The organism is Dictyobacter sp. Z7_2 (genome assembly GCF_057551105.1).
Genome location: NZ_BAAJPE010000002.1, coordinates 1,357,272 through 1,375,012 on the forward strand (window position 1 = coordinate 1,357,272; position 17,741 = coordinate 1,375,012).

At 48.1% G+C, this 17,741-nt stretch carries 11 protein-coding genes and 1 rRNA gene; 7 read left to right on the forward strand and 5 right to left on the reverse strand.

Annotation, left to right across the window (positions count from 1 at the left end; all coding sequences use genetic code 11):
- Positions 1 to 352 precede the first annotated feature (352 nt).
- From AC27N8_RS19040 to AC27N8_RS19050, 3 genes are all read right to left on the reverse strand, one after another.
- A complete protein-coding gene (locus tag AC27N8_RS19040; protein ID WP_487068974.1) occupies positions 353 to 1,561 on the reverse strand; it encodes a hypothetical protein in 1,209 nt (402 codons plus the stop codon).
- Positions 1,542 to 2,207: a sigma-70 family RNA polymerase sigma factor gene (locus tag AC27N8_RS19045; RefSeq protein ID WP_487068975.1), complete on the reverse strand. Its 666-nt coding sequence runs from the start codon at positions 2,205 to 2,207 to the stop codon at positions 1,542 to 1,544. The genes AC27N8_RS19040 and AC27N8_RS19045 overlap by 20 nt, the downstream gene beginning before the upstream one ends.
- Positions 2,208 to 2,941: 734 nt before the next feature.
- Entirely contained in the window at positions 2,942 to 4,750 is a 1,809-nt protein-coding gene (locus tag AC27N8_RS19050; RefSeq protein WP_487068976.1) for an FAD-dependent oxidoreductase, read from the reverse strand.
- Between the two features lie 452 nt (positions 4,751 to 5,202).
- Here AC27N8_RS19050 and AC27N8_RS19055 point away from each other — a divergent pair, with 452 nt between their 5' ends.
- From AC27N8_RS19055 to queG, 3 genes are read left to right on the forward strand one after another with little or no spacing between them, the layout of a single operon-like run.
- A complete protein-coding gene (locus AC27N8_RS19055) occupies positions 5,203 to 6,264 on the forward strand; it encodes an ABC transporter ATP-binding protein (protein ID WP_487068977.1) in 1,062 nt (353 codons plus the stop codon).
- Complete coding sequence (locus AC27N8_RS19060; protein WP_487068978.1) at positions 6,261 to 7,175, forward strand: ABC transporter permease; 915 nt, start codon at positions 6,261 to 6,263, stop codon at positions 7,173 to 7,175. Before AC27N8_RS19055 ends, AC27N8_RS19060 begins: the two co-directional genes overlap by 4 nt.
- A gap of 47 nt (positions 7,176 to 7,222) precedes the next feature.
- Positions 7,223 to 8,464, forward strand: coding sequence for a tRNA epoxyqueuosine(34) reductase QueG (gene queG, locus AC27N8_RS19065; protein ID WP_487068979.1), 1,242 nt, complete (start codon positions 7,223 to 7,225; stop codon positions 8,462 to 8,464).
- A gap of 307 nt (positions 8,465 to 8,771) precedes the next feature.
- On the opposite strand, the gene AC27N8_RS19070 is transcribed toward queG, so the two are convergent.
- Positions 8,772 to 11,748 (reverse strand): 23S ribosomal RNA (locus AC27N8_RS19070).
- A 492-nt stretch (positions 11,749 to 12,240) separates the two neighbouring features.
- Between AC27N8_RS19070 and AC27N8_RS19075 the strand changes: the two genes are divergently transcribed.
- From AC27N8_RS19075 to AC27N8_RS19090, 4 genes are all read left to right on the forward strand, one after another.
- Positions 12,241 to 13,218, forward strand: coding sequence for a hypothetical protein (locus AC27N8_RS19075; RefSeq protein WP_487068980.1), 978 nt, complete (start codon positions 12,241 to 12,243; stop codon positions 13,216 to 13,218).
- A 162-nt stretch (positions 13,219 to 13,380) separates the two neighbouring features.
- Positions 13,381 to 13,671, forward strand: a complete 291-nt coding sequence (locus AC27N8_RS19080; protein ID WP_487068981.1) for a hypothetical protein — start codon at positions 13,381 to 13,383, stop codon at positions 13,669 to 13,671.
- Between the two features lie 672 nt (positions 13,672 to 14,343).
- Positions 14,344 to 15,699, forward strand: coding sequence for an NYN domain-containing protein (locus tag AC27N8_RS19085; protein WP_487068982.1), 1,356 nt, complete (start codon positions 14,344 to 14,346; stop codon positions 15,697 to 15,699).
- Between the two features lie 190 nt (positions 15,700 to 15,889).
- Entirely contained in the window at positions 15,890 to 16,954 is a 1,065-nt protein-coding gene (locus tag AC27N8_RS19090; RefSeq protein WP_487068983.1) for a M42 family metallopeptidase, read from the forward strand.
- Positions 16,955 to 17,044: 90 nt separating this feature from the next.
- On the opposite strand, the gene AC27N8_RS19095 is transcribed toward AC27N8_RS19090, so the two are convergent.
- Positions 17,045 to 17,695, reverse strand: coding sequence for a ribosomal protein L7/L12 (locus tag AC27N8_RS19095; protein ID WP_487068984.1), 651 nt, complete (start codon positions 17,693 to 17,695; stop codon positions 17,045 to 17,047).
- Between the last annotated feature and the right edge of the window lie 46 nt (positions 17,696 to 17,741).

Here is a 17,741-nt window from a genome sequence, read left to right on the forward strand (position 1 = left end):
GTCGTTGTCTAGTGACATAACTATGGTCATCTTTCATCCAGACGCCTCCCGTATAAAACCTCAAGGACGACATCCACTCTCTATAATAAACGCTGCAACAGGGAAAAAGCTCGCACACAATTTCTCTATCTATATTTCCTTATGGTTATATGACAAGCAAATTTCAACCGTATACTATACGAACCAAAACCCGCATTTGATTCAGTGGAGACGTACTATGGTGAGATAAATAGGAAGAAAGTTTGTATGCTGATCAAGATGAAATATACTTTCTTCCTTGATCAGCATACAAACTTTTATCAGAGGCTATCAGTACAACCGACAGGCTAGAAACTTGACTCCTCACTCAACTCTAATGTGCGAAAGGAGTCCGATTATTGACTGCGTTATGCGGACGCGGTTGATCAGAAGTCGCACCGACCACTTTAAAAGCCGGACCATCAGGATTCTCGGGATTATCCAGATAAATGACATCGTCAGCAAACAAGTCGGGAGTGTTTTCTTCGCTCTGCATCACCTGGGCAATATGCCCACCGATATGATCAAAATCACGCCAATCAAGCTCATGCAGCGAGTTCGCCACAGACGTCAGTTCCGCATTGTTGATACCATCGCTAGGATCACCAACGATCCAGAAAACCACACCATTATTTTCATCAATGAGTTCGCTACGATCGTTATAGACCCAGGTAGGACTCGATGTGCCTGTATCTGTCCAATGACCTTCCACATAGATCGCAGTATCATTATTGCCATTGTTTACAGCAATGCGTTTGGCCGCCCCATTCTTAACCACAAGGTAGACAGTTTCAAGTGGCTTAAATTCACAGATCGTAATATGCTTAGGAGCAACGCCGGGCAAAGCATAGGTATACTCGACGACCATAATTGGACCATCTGCCCAGGTATTATTCCCTTCATAGAGATAAAAATTACTCTGATTATAGCGGGCCGGTACATATGCAGGTACAGAGACTGAAAAATGGAGGCGTTGCTGTGCAGTCACAAAACTGATCTTTTGTGTGTCTTCTCTTGTACCTTCCTGTTCGGAAGCCTGCGCAGAGGTCTTAACGGGGGATTGATCAACCAGCACCACACCGCTATGCGCTCCAGACAAAAGGTAATTTAAACCCGATGCGAAGGCCGGAGCCGTGGCTGCAATTGTCATTAACACAAAAAACAGACAGGATGCACAAAAAGCCAGCAACGGGCGTGAAGCCGCAACTGTTCTTGTCTGGAGGATTTCTCGGATGCTGGGGCGCACAGAGAGATCTAAACGCCGTTCAAGCTGAAGACGACGAAACACCCTGGCACGTGTCTTCAACTCAAATCCACTCTCGACAGATTGATAACGGGGATCATCACCTTCAACCAGCGTTTGTACAAACAAGGGTGGCAAATTTTCTTGTTCCAGGGAAAATAAGGCATCTAGTTCACATGCAAACTCGACCTCTTCCACAGTGAAGTCAGCAGGGAACAGGCCTTCCATATTGGGAAGACAGAAGATCTCTTCATGTGTGTTGGATGCAGGTGGGCCTTCCTCAAATTCGCTCGTACTCATGGGCATGCTCCTTGAGCGCCTCGCGTAAGCTTTTGCGCGCTCGCCAGAGTCGCGTATCAACGGCATGGCGACTGAGCCTCGTTTTTGCCGCAAGTTCCTCAGTGCTAGCAAACTTAAAATAGCGATGATAGATGAGAAAACGGTCAAGTTCGGGCAACGTCGCCAGCGCAAGACGTAATTCTTCACGCCTTTCGCTCTGCTCTAGCAAATTTTCCATACTAGTTTCTGGATGCGGTGGTAACACGACACGAGCATCTGATTCATACCCCCAGCCAGAAAGTTTACGATTTCCATTGTTTTCTGATGATCCCCATTGTCTGATTTCATCAGCAGATTGGATGTTATGCACCTGACGACGACATAACTGCCGTCGGCGATCTAACGCAATGTATTTTGCACGCATAGTAAGCCAGGTACGTAAAGTGCCACGCATAGCATCAAACGAGTCAATCTCTTGCCAGACAGCAACAAATAAATCATTCACACACTCTTCTGCATCCTGCGCAACGCCAACGTTGTCAAGAACCAAACGAATAAAATAAAAAACTTCACGAGAATATCTGGAAATTAGAGTTTCTAGAGCATCCGGATTTCTCTCATGCAGCTTTTGTGCCAGGTCCTCATCGGACCACTCGTGTCGCACCATTATCGCTCCTTGCAGACCTACATATATCATTCAACAGAGTGAGTATGGCACCTGCTTGCCTTCGCCAGCATAGTACTCACATGAGGGAAGAAGAATATATAGAGACCATTGGTACACTTGCCACATCCATAGTTAATATACGTCCAAGATCAACGCTTATCTCTCAGGAAGATGGCTTTTTCTCAATTTTGCGTAATATGGCCCCACTTGTCAAGACCCTATTTGCTCGGTAGCTATAGAGCGAGTAGATAAACAATATACTACGCTGTATGGATCAATGGGCAAATAGAATATGCCCACATGAACTCAATAATACTATAGTATGAGATTTACAGTATCTTGTACCATGACTGCTTTCTCTATGGATAATCAGAGCAGAAATACTTCTGTTAACCTTCTGTTCTCTGCCATTTAACAATTGAAAAATGTAGAGATTTTATCCATACATTTTTATGCTTCTTTCGCACAAATTTACTCTCTCTACCATTTGTTCAAGAACAAATCTTCGAGTTTTGTGCGTACCAGATGAGAATTTTAAGATCAACTGGCATCTCCTCAAAGTCCAATTAAGGCATTAATGAGAGATGATAACCTACACAATACCCTCTTATCATGCAGATTATTTATATATATGACGTATAGATCACGGCAAATATAAAAACCAGTCAGGTAATCACTCTTCCAATAAAAAATGCAGGATGCGAAGAGTGCATCCTGCATTTTCTCATCTTGTATTAGTTAACGTTGATCATCGGTATTTTTGACACAGTCCAACGTGCATTGGGGCTGGCCACTTCAAACTGTACCATCGAGATCGCATCCGTAGGACAACGTACGATGCACAATCCGCAACGAATACACTTCTCCTCGTCAATAATCATATCGGCCCCGCCGGTCCAGCTAGCAGCATCCTCGTGGAGAGGATCTTGCTTCACGACACGTGAGAGACCTTCCATACTGATACAGTCATAAGGACAAATGTCGACACAACCCGAGCAAAGAATACAGATTGAGGGGTCAATCATAATATTCAGCTGGCACTGGAGACAACGACGAGCCTGAATAACAGCCTGCTCTGGCGTATAACCGGTCTCTGTCTCACGCGTGTGGCTATAGCGATTCTTCAAAGGAAGCGCGGGCAACATCTGATGAGGGATAGACTCATAGTTATCAACCATACCACGACGATAGTCTGGTAATTCAACTTCTTCAGCGGGCTCAGCGGGCTCATCGACACCACCCAGATAGCGATTGATCGCTGACGCCGAGTCACGGCCATCGCCGATCGCCGAAATCAGATTACGTGCCCCCTGAGTAAAATCGCCACCAGCAAAGAGACCAGGATGGTTCGTCATCCAGGTATCAATATCCAGCAGAGGAACACCCCAACGATTTACTTCGAGGCCTAATTCCTCAGTCTGCAACCACGACACATCACTATACTGACCAAAGGCTGGAATAACAGTATCTACATCGATCTCAAACTCGGTCCCTGGAATGGCTATTGGACGACGACGACCACTGGAGTCAGGATCACCTAACTTGTTGCGGACAAAGCGCATGCCACTTACATGGATGCCATCCTCACTCGTCACTTCCAGCTGAGAAACCAGATAGTTGAATTCGACATTTTCGAATACTGCTTCATCAACTTCATATTCGTCCGAACCGGCTTCTTCTTTAGAACGACGGTACATGATATAGACTTTTTCAGCGCCAAAACGAATAGCAGTACGGCAGCAGTCCATCGCAGTAAAGCCGGAGCCAAGGACAGCTACCTTTTTCCCGATATAGGCAGGCTCACCATAATTCGTCTTTTGCAGGAGGCGAATACCATCCATGATGCCTTCGTAATCAGCACCTTTGATCACTTTATTATCGGGACCAGTCAATGCGTTTGGAATATAGCACCCGGCCGCCAGATAGACCGCGTCATAATCTCTTAGGAGATCTGTCACCTGCACGTCGCGACCAACACGGGTGTTATATTTGATCTCAACGCCGATGTCTTCCATATACTCGTCGCATTCTTCCGTAGTAACATAGCGAGGAAGACGCCAGACAGGAATACCATTCACCATCACGCCGCCGGCAGTCGGATACTGCTCGTAGATAGTTACTGGATAGCCCAGTTCGCGCAAGTCACGAGCACAGGCCAGGCCAGCAGAGCCAGCACCAACGATTGCTACCTTTTTATCTTTCGTCACTGGTGGTCGCTCTGCATGATGGCGATATTCGCGATGATCAGAGGCGGCACGCTTTAACCAGCAAATAGAAATTGGTTTTCCATCAACTTTATTACGGCGGCAAACAGGTTCGCACGGGCGTGCACAGGTACGACCCAGCACTCCTGGGACAACGTTTGCCTTACGATTAAGCAAATATGCTTCATCAAAACGAGCTTGCGAAATGAGACCAATGTAGGTGGATACGTCCGTATGGGCTGGACAACCTACCTGACAAGGAATATTTGTTTGATACCAGTCCGGCGTTACCGTTACCGAACGATATCGAGCTTCCAATTCGCTATCGGGATCAATCATCTTACAAAGTCCTTTCCTGGACACCGGGCACTCAACTACCAGGTTGAGAGGTAATGCTAGCACCCGGACAGGGGAGACAGCGCTGGTAGCTTATGCCACCATCAACAGTACAATCTATTTAGGTCTTTTTTGAAAAAAGTCGATCAATACTTGTGGAAACATAATTGCATTTTGCTGCGCGGCTAGCACGCTCGGCATTGCTATGTGCATATCGTGATGACACGCTTTTACTTGTCAGATTATAGCATAAGGCCAGTCGCCGGAACAAGAAGAGGGCATGTCAGAACAAAAACCTTACGTCCAGGTAAAATCACAGACCTATGCCAGCTAGAACACATTACGACATACGGCAACATAGCCATGGAGCGTCAAAAAACCGTATACTATTCGCAAAGGAAGAATATAATTATATTTGTTATACAGCATCAGCAGACAGAGAGAGGAAGTCGTCAGTGAGCGATATCACTCCCGCATACGACAATCCAATAGTTATCAGCACGCAACGACTCACCAAAGCGTTTGGAAATCTAGTAGCCGTCAATGATCTCAATTTACAGGTGATGCGTGGTGATGTCTTTGGCTTTCTGGGGCCTAATGGTTCAGGAAAAACGACGACGATTCGTATGTTACTAGGACTTATTCATCCTACAGCTGGTCGAGCAGTGCTTTTTGGCATGGATAACGCTTATCAGCTTCCCACCATTTTGCAACGCATCGGCGCTATCGTTGAAACGCCCACCTTTTATCCTTATCTTTCAGGCATCGATAACTTGCGCGTGATTGCGGCCAACTCCGGCATGATGCTGGGAGCGGCTAACAATCGACGTTATACGGAGGTGCTTGATATCGTCGAGTTAGGACAGTACCAAAAGCTCATCTATAGCAAATACTCGCTAGGAATGAAGCAGCGCCTGGGGATTGCAGCAGCCTTGTTGTCAGATCCAGAGCTTGTCATGCTCGATGAACCAACCAATGGACTCGATCCAGCGGGAGTAATTGAAATCCGTCGGCTCATTCAACGTCTTGCGGGTCTAGGAAAAACCATCTTTCTCTCCAGCCATATCTTATTTGAAGTGCAACAGGTCTGCAATCGTGTCGCAATTCTGCGCAAAGGAAATCTGGTCAGGCAGGGAGATGTCAAAGAATTGTTGAGGGAAAAAGAACAGATCGAGATACGCATGAACCAGGCAGAGGAAGTGCAAGCGGCATATACACTCCTGCAGCAACATAAAGAGCAAGGGGCCGATTGGATGACACAGATTACAATTGAACACAACACGTTACGACAACCAATCTTATTGATCGATGCTCCCAACACAAGATCATCAGAGATCAACAAACTGTTAGCCCACAATGACTTATTTGCAGCCGAGATACATCCACTGGAAGGAAGTTTAGAGGCGGTCTATCTGCAGGCAACAGCACTTCCCAACAAAGGCAACGTCCCCATCCCAGCAGACAATCCGGAAACCATCATTACAGCAGACGCCAGTGCAAAAGGAGCGCAACGATGAGCGATGTGTCGCCTTCGATCACAGAACAGCCAATACCAGCCCCAGCTCGTAACAAACATGTCATCATGGGCCGCCAGGACTTTATCAGCGTCCTCAGCCGCGCCATTGCCGGAGAACTCTACAAAATTCGCCGCCGTAAAATGTCTCGGGTACTGGCTATGATTGCCATCATAACCATTATTTTAGCGGTGATCTTCAGCGACAACTTCACTGCAGCTCAACCATCATTACAAAATGCGTTCTTCATCACAATTACGGCCACGAACTTCATAGGTACACTACTTTTCATTGTGTTGGCCAGCACAATCGTAGGAGGAGAGTATTCGCAAGGATGCATCCGTCTCTTGCTGAGCCGTGGGCCAACACGTCTCCAATTTTTGCTTGCCAAGATAATAGCCATGCTTATCTGCGTCTGTATCGGGCTTATCTCCTTGCTAGTAATCGGCACTATAACCTGGACGCTACTTAGCCTCATCAAAGGCCATATGATCGCTCTAAGCCCTCTGACAGGCGCTCAGATCTTGCACACAGTACTCTATGTATTCACAACAGCACTCAGCCTCTTTACCTACTGCGTCCTCGCTATCAGCCTCTCCAGTTGGGGTAAAACCACTGCCGCTGGAGTCGCCGGAGTATTGATCTGGTGGTTTCTGGAAGGGGGCATATCCACCGTCTTCTCGATAGTAGCAAGCCAGTTTGATAATGCCTTTGGCGCTTTTTTACTCGCGATCCCTGACTACTTCATTGGCAACAACCTGATCGCATTTAACTCTCATCAAGAGAGTTACCTGACAGGACAAAGTCATGCTTCGCTTTCAGATCTCCATGCCGGATTGGTTATCCTGGCCTACCTGCTCATTTTCACGGCTATCACCTGGTGGAATTTGCACACGCAAGATATCACGAACTGAAACTGGATATATCTTACATTTGCAGGATAATGATAGTATAGGATATTATGCTAGATACTCAAAAAATTAAAGAATATGCTTATACATTAGGTTTCGCAACAGCCAGAATTACCAGTGCCGAGGCGTTTCCAGAAGCTCAACTGGCGATTCAGGAACGTATTGAACGTGGCATGTTTGATGGATTGCCATGGTTCACAGCGGAAAGAGCACAAGTCTCCTGCCATCCAGATGCACTCCTACCCGAAGCCAGATCAATTATCACCCTGGCAATGAGTTATCTCACTGAGATCCCAGCAGAGATCGAGGAGACGGTGCCTCACGGGCGCATCTCCCGCTACGCCTGGGGAGATGATTATCATGATATTATCAAGCCCAGGCTCAAACAATTTGCCCTCTGGCTCAACGAGTACGCACGCGAAGAGTACTCCACAGCTATCGAGGCACGCCTGTTTGTCGATACCGGGCGTATGGTCGATCGAGCCGCCGCACAACGTGCCGGCCTGGGATGGTATGGCAAGAATACAAATATTTTAACGAAAGGTTGGGGATCATGGGTATTTCTCGCAGAGATTGTCACCAACCTTCCCCTGGAGACTGACGCCCCCTTAAAGGCGAGTTGCGGAAGTTGCGAGATCTGCCTGCATGCCTGTCCTACAGCAGCCTTCCCCAATCCCTATGAACTCGATAGCACACGCTGCATATCCTATCTCACCATAGAGCTGCGCGGTAGCATCCCCCTGGAGTTTCGTCCGCTGATGGGCAATCTCATCTTTGGCTGTGATATCTGCCAGGAGGTGTGTCCTGTAAATAAGCTGGCGGAGAAACGTCTAGGGCTACGCAATACAGATGGTAGGCCACTGATCACTTTGACAGCGATCAAAAAACGCGATATGACAATCGCAACGCAAGAGCCCACCGGACAGCGTTTTCAGGGCCACAGCGAGTTCCTGGCTCGTCCGGCAGTGAGAGATAGTCCCGAACTGATACCACTGCTCTCTCTGACCGAGGAGGAGTTCCGTGAGCGCTTTCGACGTAGCCCAATTAAACGTGCGAAGCGACATGGATTGTTACGCAATGTCTGTGTAGCGCTGGGAAACAGCAAAGATCCACAAGCAATACCAGCTTTAAGCGTTGCACTGCATGACGTTGAGCCATTGATTCGTGGACATGCTGCCTGGGCACTAGGAAGTATCGGCGGCTCACAAGCGCTGGCTTCGCTACAACAGGCTCTGGAGACGGAGGCAGATATAGAGGTACAAAAAGAAATACGTTACGCGCTGACAATGTAAAGGGTGCTTTTTCAAGAGCGCGATAATCAGCTTCATCCAGATGCCACTGATCAGGAGATGAGACAATTTTTTCGTAGCTGACCCAACGCGTAGTGGTATTCTCCTATCTCAAGAAAAGGAAGATATACAAGCTCGATGCATAGAACAAAGGCCAGCAATGTAAAACAATATGTTTACTCATTACTGGCCTTTATCTTAAAATACACTAAAAGATATACCATTTGCTCAATTTTGCCGAGCACCGTGCTGTCAGCCAATTGCTGAAGCAGAGAACCCGCATTCAAAGTCCATGATGAAGATACAATTGTGAAACAAGCCGCTCGATCATTAGGGCGACTTCGCTCCGTCCGTTACCGGATGTCCACGTGTCGTCTATCTACCAAGTCGTCTGCTTGGGATCTTAAACACTCGAAAGTGTTGGGAGAACTCATCTTGGGTGCGGCTTCGCGCTTAGATGCCTTCAGCGCTTATCCCTTCTTGACATAGCTATCCAGCTGTGGCCTGGGCAGGCCAACTGGCACACCAGCGGTCAAGCCATCTCGGTCCTCTCGTACTGGAGATGACGCCCCTCAATTCTCCTACGCCCACGACGGATAGAGACCGAACTGTCTCGCGACGTTCTGAACCCAGCTCGCGTGCCGCTTTCATGGGCGAACAGCCCAACCCTTGGGACCTACTCCAGCCCCAGGATGCGACGAGCCGACATCGAGGTGCCAAACCTTGCCGTCGATGTGAACTCTTGGGCAAGATAAGCCTGTTATCCCCGGGGTAGCTTTTATCCGTTGAGCCACACTCCTTCCACTCGGGAATGTGGGATCACTAAGCCCGACTTTCGTCCCTGCTCGACCTGTCCGTCTTGCAGTCAAGCTCCCTTCTGCCTTTACACTCTTGTGGGTGATGTCCATCCACCCTGAGGGAACCTTTGGGCGCCTCCGTTACGCTTTGGGAGGCGACCGCCCCAGTCAAACTACCCGCCTGACCTTGTCTGCGTCCCGGATCACGGTGACGCATGAGACACAAACTGTATCGAGAGTGGTATTTCACTGCTGTCTCCCCTACCCCCACAAGGATAGGTTCTCCGACTCCCACCTATGCTACGCACGATCCACCTCGTATCCAGATCAAGGTGTAGTAAAGCTCCACGGGGTCTTTTTGTCCTGTCGTGGGTAACCCGTATCTTCACGGGTACTTCAATTTCGCCGAGTCCTCTGTCGAGACAGTGCTCAACTCGTTACTCCTTTCGTGCGGGTCGGAACTTACCCGACAAGGAATTTCGCTACCTTAGGACCGTTATAGTTACGGCCGCCGTTCACCGGGGCTTAGATTCGCAGCTACGATCACCGCTCCTCGTAACCTTCCGGCACTGGGCAGGAGTCAGCCCCTATACTTCCGCTTTCGCGTTCGCAGAGACCTGTGTTTTTGGTAAACAGTCGGTTGAGCCAATTTCTTGCAACCCCCTCACGCCAACCCGAAGGTCATCGCTACTAGGGCACCCCTTCTTCCGAAGGTACGGGGTCAATTTGCCGAGTTCCTTAACAGAGGGTCGCTCGATCACCTGGGGAGATTTCCCCCTGCCTACCAGTGTCGGTTTGCGGTACGGGCGGAGTAGGCTTCTGGCGAGAGGCTTTTCTTGGCGGCGTAGGGCTCAATGACTTCCGCAGTCTTGCGACCGCTCGCTGCACTGGTCACACACAGGACTCCGGGATTTTCCTCGGCGTCGCGCTTCCATGTACAGACCCATCCTGTCCATTCGATGGGCTCACCTTCCTTACCGCGTCCCCCCATTGCTCATAACGAAGTACTCCGGTGCAGGAATGTCCAACCTGCTTTCCATCGCCTACGACTATGACGTCCTCGGCTTAGGACCCGACTCACCCTGGGACGATTGACGGTGCCCAGGAACCCTCAGGCATTCGGTGTGTCTGGTTTTCACAGACATGACGCTACTCATTCCGGCATTCTCACTTCTGGACGCTCCACCAGTTCTTTCGATCTGGCTTCTCTGCCTCCAGAACGCTCCCCTACCAACCCTCTCTCATTCGAAAACAAGAGAAAATTCCATAGCTTCGGTAACGCGCTTGAGCCTCGATACGTTGTCGGTGCCACTCCACTCGACCAGTGAGCTATTACGCACTCTTTCAATGATGGCTGCTTCTAAGCCAACATCCTGGCTGTTTGGGCGAAATGACTCCCTTTGACACTAAGCGCATATTTAGAGACCTTAGCTGATGGTCTGGGCTGTTTCCCTTTCGACAATGAAGCTTAGCCCCCACTGTCTCACTTGCATGCAATCTGTCCTGGCATTCGGAGTTTGGTTGGGTTTGGTAACCCGCAAAAGGCCCCTAGCCCATTCAGTGCTCTACCTCCAGGATAGTTCTCAATCATGCAGCTGTACCTCAATACATTTCGGGGAGAACCAGCTATCTCCGTGTTCGATTGGAATTTCTCCCCTATCCACAAGTCATCCCCCAGTTTTGCAACACTGGTGGGTTCGAGCCTCGACGGACTGTCACATCCGCTTCACTCTGCTCATGGATAGCTCACACGGTTTCGGGTCGCATCGCCGCAACGTTCGCCTTATTCAGACTCGATTGCTCTGTGGCTCCCCAACTATACCGTTGGTTAACCTGCTACGACGATGCACTCGCCGGATCATTCTACAAAAGGCACGCCATTAGCCCTTGGTCTCGCAAGAGACAGTGGCCTCTGACTGCTGGTGAGTACGTGGTTTCAGGGTCTCTTTCATCCCCCTCTCGGGGTGCTTTTCACCTTTCCCTCACGGTACTTGTTCGCTATCGGTCGCTGAAGATGTTTAGCCTTGGAGGGTGGTCCCCCCAGCTTCCCACAAGGTTTCACGTGCCTCGTGGTACTCAGGATACCGATCCACGTTAATAAACCGTCCTCTACGGGACTCTCACCCGCTCTGGTGGCGCTTTCCAACGCCTTCGAGTAGTTCATCATTGCTTGATATCGGTCCTACAACCCCGGATGTTCCGAAGAACCTCCGGTTTGGGCTGCTCCCGGTTCGCTCGCCACTACTACGGGAATCTCGGTTGATTTCTTTTCGTCGGGTTACTGAGATGTTTCAGTTCACCCACTGCCCCCCGTCACTGCCTATGTGTTCAGCAGGCGGTTTCCAGACATCACTCTGGAAGAGTTGCCTCATTCGGAATCTTGGGGCTCATCGCTTGCATGCAGCTCCCCCCAAACGTTTCGCCGGTCTCCGCGTCCTTCTTCGGTCTTCAGCGCCAAGGCATCCACCTCGTACTCTGTGTAGCTTGTTCTCTACATCTTTGTCATGTCTTGAATGCTTGACATTTTATCTTTTGGTGATAAAAACTTTCGATCCTCTGCTTCAGTTTCGGCTGACCACACATTGTGCTCAGCAAAATTGAAGAAATGATATATCTTTAGTTGTTAGTGTACTCTTGCGGCCCGCATCGCTCTCGTGCGGCGCTCACACAATATGCCACACAACCACAAATTTGTCAACACCTTTATTGACCAATTAGGCCAATTGTCTGGAAAAAGCTTTTTCTGATCCCAGATTTACCGCATCGACATTTCTTTGGACCCGATTGATCGCCCCCTTCAGAGCTGATCGCACGCACATATTGGATCTTATCGGTATCCTGCCATCAAGAGGTTGGGGCAATTGATTCATTTCTAGCCAGATTGTACTAAATAGGATTGACGGCTTTCTAACTGCTGAGTACGATTCATGTATACATATAATTATACTGCTATAAGCAGATCTAAAAAGGATATTGTTTTATATGAAATACTTTTTTTGGACCGCGTTCGCAGTCTTCCTAGCAGCGTCGATCCCTCATGTAGCTTATTTCTTTGCATCCTTTGAGCCATCGTCGGGTCCCGAGGGGATCTGGTGGTGGGGAGTTAGCTATGCTATCGCTATTAGTATTGATGTCACTATTTATCTTCTTTCATACACAGCCTTCCAACGCTATCGTCGTTATCGCTCAGTCAAAGCAGTCTGGCAATACTGGCTGCTGATTGTAATCTGCACCGTCTTCTCATGGATCATCAACTGGGCTTACGCCAAACAGTTTCATAGCGTTTCGATGCTCAGTGCAGCCGAGACCACTGCTCCCTGGCTGATACAACTCTTCCCCTTTATGGCCAGCTCCTTCCCACTGCTCGGAATTGTCTATACAATGATGGCTGAGAATATTTCGGAGGCAGTGATTGAAAACAAGGCAGAACTCAGCCAGCAGTTACTCGCCTCAGGCGGAAGCGAGAAACAGAGCCAATTTCCACTGGCAGCAGTTCATAGAGCCTTAACCACCAGAACGCTCAACCTTTCCCATCTCAATCCCGCCAGCAAAGAGGTAGCCACTCCCTCGCGCGATACCGAAGAGCTCGCCCCACAGATACATACCAAGCAAGAAAATCAAAACGCGATTACTGGCCAGTTTGTCGCTGTCGATGAAGAGGCAAGTGACAACGCAGCAAAAGAGACAAAAACGTCCACCCTCACATCAGCACTCAATGAGACAAATCCCGATAAACTCCATATGACGATCGAAGCCCTTAAACTTAATATGAATATGACCGATGAAGAATTAGCACAGCATCTCTCATTAAAGCGACCCGCAAGTGCCCGCTTCTGGCGTCTCAAGGCGGTTGAAATACTCAACACCAACGAGTCAAATTCAGAAGCAGCAAATACACCTATTCGCAATACATGGGCTACAACAGGCGCCTTAGCCAGTGAGATGGGCGCGAAACGGTAACTTGACGTTTAAAGATTGTTATGCTAAAATTGTCGGAGTGTAGTATGGAGCCTGACAATCCACCGAGCAAAATTGTGGAGGATTGCAGTGTGACAAGGTAGTCGTGAAGAGGAACTATTCAGTAATAGAAAATTTTTCTTCCAATTATTTAGGGAGGGAGAAATGCCGGGCACGTTCAGTTATGCGAACATCTTACATGCAGTTGGTCAGGTTCTCGATCAGATTGATGTAAAGAGTATCGCAATACATGAAGAAGAGGACGGTCTCTTTGTAGAAGGATTCGGTAGTGATGGCCAACTACAAGCACAGATACGCTATGACATCGCTAGTTTGTATGAATTAGTGGATAGATCAGAAGGTCGGGTTGAAGATGTTACCAGCACACAAAATACTGGTATCTTGAGCCGTTTTCTTTCTGAGCATCACCGCGAATTAGTTGGAGCATCACTTTAATTCATCTGGGATGTTATGAAGAGAAAGAACCGGGGGTCTCCCTCGGTTCTTCTAGCTTCACAATATGTGGATAGGGAAGTTGACTACTTATCGGTTTAAGCAATGCGATCTACTTACTTAACTATTAACCACTGTTTTCCGTAGTCCCGCATCCTATCGATCACGAACATTTATGTCACACCCTTTCGCGGCGAGTGTATATTCAACACGAGGAGGTATTTCTATCAATGTTTGGCTGGACGACGATCATTCTATTTCTATACAATGAACGTATAGTCTCTTCCAAATGATCACTTGTGGGGCTGGTTTTCTGAGGCTGACGTTCTCACTGCTGGAAGCGTTCTATGCCAGAAGCCAGATCTTGGATAATTAGTATGTAGTATGGTCTATTTCCCGTCAAGAATACTTGCCATGCAAGCCACGGGTCAAAACCTTTCTTCTATCTGATTAACTTGTATAAGCTCCATCTATCCAAAATCTTTTGTTTCTTGAGATTCTTTCTTAGCTACAGAATATACCATAGTATGTATACAAAGTAAAGCGCAGACTCTCGACTTTAACCATAAAGTATGATATGCTCATAGCTAGAGGATAACACTGCTAGGTAATCCGAGCACCTGAACAATCATAAATCTTGGCCTGCGCGGTTTCTCCCCATGAGAGGAGAAGGTTGTGCCCGAAGATATTGCTTTATTCATCGATTTTGAGAACATACGTTACAGTATGTTAAATATACAGCGACGCGAACCCGACCCACAAGAGCTGATCGCCGTCGCTCGTCGCTATGGAACTGTTATGGTCGCCCGCGCTTATGCGGATTGGTCTCGGCAACCAGAACCATTTAAGGGAAGTCTTACAGCAGCGATGATCGACCGCGTCGATTGCCCTGCCAAGCAGAGGGATCGTATCCGTATGGGGACGATTCATTACTCTTCTAATTCTACCCCCACTGGCTCTCTTGGGTCCTCAGGCTATATTGCTGAGCAAGGGACTGGCGCGCTTCCCCGACAGTGGCCCTCCAATGTCACAAGTAATTCTGGTTCTCTCCCTGCGATTCAACCGGGAATGCTCAATAATGGGTGGTCTACTGAAGCCGAAACGTCACTCCCCTTGCATGATGATCTCGATGAGAATATTCTGCACGACGAGGATCAATCCTCCGATGATCAGTATTCCATTGCCGACGATCAACAGCGCGAACCCTATCGTCAATTACCCTATGGAAATTCCTATGGTCAAGCCAACCCGACTGGCCCGCTCGGTCAGAGCAACACTGGTCCCTTAGGATATTCAAATAATGCTCAGCATACTGGAAATACTGGACACATGCCTGCCGTCAACCCTGGCAATAATACTATTGTCCAAAGCACGGTTGTGCAGAGCACTGTCGATCTAAATATGTTGATGGATATTATTGAAACTGTTTTTGATCGCCCTACCATTTCTACTTTTGTTTTGATGACTGGCGATAAAGATTTTACTCGTATCAGTGCCCGTTTAAAGCTACGCTTAAACAAAACTGTTATTGTTGTTGGTATCCCAGGAACCGTCAGCCGAGATCTCATCAGTAGTGCCAATCAATTTGTACCGCTAGTCCCAGGTGGGGTGAGCAGTATTACTGGACAATTGCCTATTATCCAGATGTCGCCAAGCAGCAATCCGCTCACGGCGAGTACCGCTGGCTCTATGCCCGCCATCAACTTTAGCAATAGCGGAACCTATCAGTCTCCCTATGGCAATCCCCCTATGGATGTACTTGATCCGCAATTTCTACAGTTTCTTGATTATATCGACCGCAACTGGTCCTGGCGTACAATTATCGGGGTATCGAATTTCATTGGTGATCCTGTCAACCCGAAGAATCGTTTTCGTGGGCGCCTGACACGCGAGTCTGCACGCGAGCTCCTGAATAACTGTGTTCAACAGAATATTCTGCTCGTCCAGACCGATGCCACAGGTGCAGAAGATCTCCGGTTAAATCGATCTCATCCTGGTGTTGATGAAGTATTAAAACAATTTGTGCGTTGATACGTGTGTATAACTTACTATGTCTATTCTGTCATAATTGAATAAAGAGAAACGTGAGGTCCCGGTGAGAACCGCCCAGCAGGCATGGTTTTCATCGGGCTCTTTCTTGTTATACTAGCAGATGAGGATGTCAGTTATAACGGACAGGCTATGATTTTTTTATTAGTGGTTTATGATGGGAGGATAAGTGATGGACGAGTCACGTGTCGCGTTTCTAGAACGGCTGATTGCCAGCCCCAGCCCTTCCGGCTTTGAGCAACCAGCTCAGCAGGTCGTTCGTGATGAGATACAACAGTACGTCGATGATGTACGTACCGACGTTCATGGTAATGTCATCGCCGCCCTAAATCCTGAAGGCAGTCCTCGTGTGATGCTCACGGCTCACACCGACGAACTTGGTTTTCTCATCCGCTATATCGATGACCAGGGCTTCCTCTATTTTGCTCCCATTGGAGGCTTCGATCCTTCGACATTGCCAGGCAATCGCGTGCATGTTCATACTCCCACTGGACCTATCCTGGGAGTGATTGGACGTCCACCTATTCATACGTTAAGCCGCGAGGAGCGTGGAAAAGGTCCTAACCTCGATGATCTCTGGATCGATATCGGAGCAGCCGATCAAGCTGAGGCTAAAAAGCTTGTCCCTCTGGGAAGTGTTGCGACACGCGCAGCTCAATTAGAGCATATGCAGAAGGATATTATCGTCTCACGCGCCCTGGATGATAAATCCAGTGTGTTTGCTCTCGTTGAAACGATGCGTCGTCTCCATGAGAAGCGTGCAGCGTTAAAAGCCAGTGTATTCTTTGTCTCGGCCGTTCAAGAAGAGGTGGGATCACGTGGAGCACGGACAGCTGCGTTCAGTGTTGATCCATTAATAGCGGTCGCAGTTGACGTCACTTTTACATCTGATCATCCAGGCACCTCTAAAAAAGAGATAGGTGATGTCAAATTAAACGGTGGGCCAGTACTCTCGATCGGTGGTAATATCAATCCACGTGTCTATCAGCTTCTCATTAAAGCCGCAGATGAGGCAGGTATCGCCTGGCAGATTGATCCACAAGCGGCCAGTACATCAACAGACATAGACGCGATCCAGGTCGTGCGTGGAGGAGTAGCCACAGCCCTTGTCAGCATCCCTTGTCGTTATCTACACACTGGCTCTGAGATCGTCTCCCTCAAAGATATTAATGAGGTGGCCGAACTCCTGGCCACATTTGTTCTGGCATTGGATCAGGAAACAAATGTGATTCCTTAAACCATTGTGAGCTCAATCATTTGGCACTTGCAGTGAACTTGTTCTACAATCACCGAGCGAGTTCACTGAGCATGTAGATATAAAATGTATCTACATAAGACCTCGTTGAGCCATATCTTCTTCCAGCCATTCAACAGCCTCTTTTGCCTCTTTTAGTCCTATCCCGGTTGTTTCCCTATAGTAACGAATAGCTTCAATCTTCTTTTTCTGCTGGATCAAAGACTGAAGTTTTTCAGCTTCAATCCTCTGGCTCACATCTATCGGGCTGGACTCTAATGGCATCGAAGTAGTATGCCAACCCAAACGATCCACGACTTGCTTTGCTTCTTTTAATCCCACATGCATGCCATCTCGATAATATTTGATAGCTTCTATTTTGCTACCACCAGATTTGAGAAGCGCTAATGTTTCTGCCGTGATATCGTCTTGTGACCCTATCTGAGCGGGCGTTAATCTATTAAGATCATAGACTTGCTCATCAATCATATACTCGACTGCTTCTTTCGCTTCGCGCAAGCTTGCACCAGTCTCTGCGCGGAAAAGCTTAATAGCCTGTATCTTGTTCTGAGGAAGTTGTTGACGAATGCTTGCTTCATTTGTCAGATGCAGACACAATGCTTGAAAACGTTGCGGGGTAAGTTGTGGGGTAGGAGGGATCGAGCGCTGTGAAAGGCCAAGGAAGGCAAAAATGCTAACTCCGACCGCTATACCAAGGCAAATGGCAATGATGATACCTATCATGACCTATTTCTTCTTTCTCCGGAAAAGCAGAAACATGTTACGCATA

Bases quoted from the DNA above. Each gene is read 5' to 3' on its own strand.
- AC27N8_RS19060 (WP_487068978.1), top strand. From the start codon at position 6,261: ATGAGCGATGTGTCGCCTTCGATCACAGAACAGCCAATACCAGCCCCA.
- AC27N8_RS19075 (WP_487068980.1), top strand. From the start codon at position 12,241: ATGAAATACTTTTTTTGGACCGCGTTCGCAGTCTTCCTAGCAGCGTCG.
- AC27N8_RS19045 (WP_487068975.1), bottom strand. From the start codon at position 2,207: ATGGTGCGACACGAGTGGTCCGATGAGGACCTGGCACAAAAGCTGCAT.
- AC27N8_RS19095 (WP_487068984.1), bottom strand. From the start codon at position 17,695: ATGATAGGTATCATCATTGCCATTTGCCTTGGTATAGCGGTCGGAGTT.
- AC27N8_RS19080 (WP_487068981.1), top strand. From the start codon at position 13,381: ATGCCGGGCACGTTCAGTTATGCGAACATCTTACATGCAGTTGGTCAG.
- queG (WP_487068979.1), top strand. From the start codon at position 7,223: ATGCTAGATACTCAAAAAATTAAAGAATATGCTTATACATTAGGTTTC.
- AC27N8_RS19090 (WP_487068983.1), top strand. From the start codon at position 15,890: ATGGACGAGTCACGTGTCGCGTTTCTAGAACGGCTGATTGCCAGCCCC.
- AC27N8_RS19050 (WP_487068976.1), bottom strand. From the start codon at position 4,750: ATGATTGATCCCGATAGCGAATTGGAAGCTCGATATCGTTCGGTAACG.
- AC27N8_RS19040 (WP_487068974.1), bottom strand. From the start codon at position 1,561: ATGAGTACGAGCGAATTTGAGGAAGGCCCACCTGCATCCAACACACAT.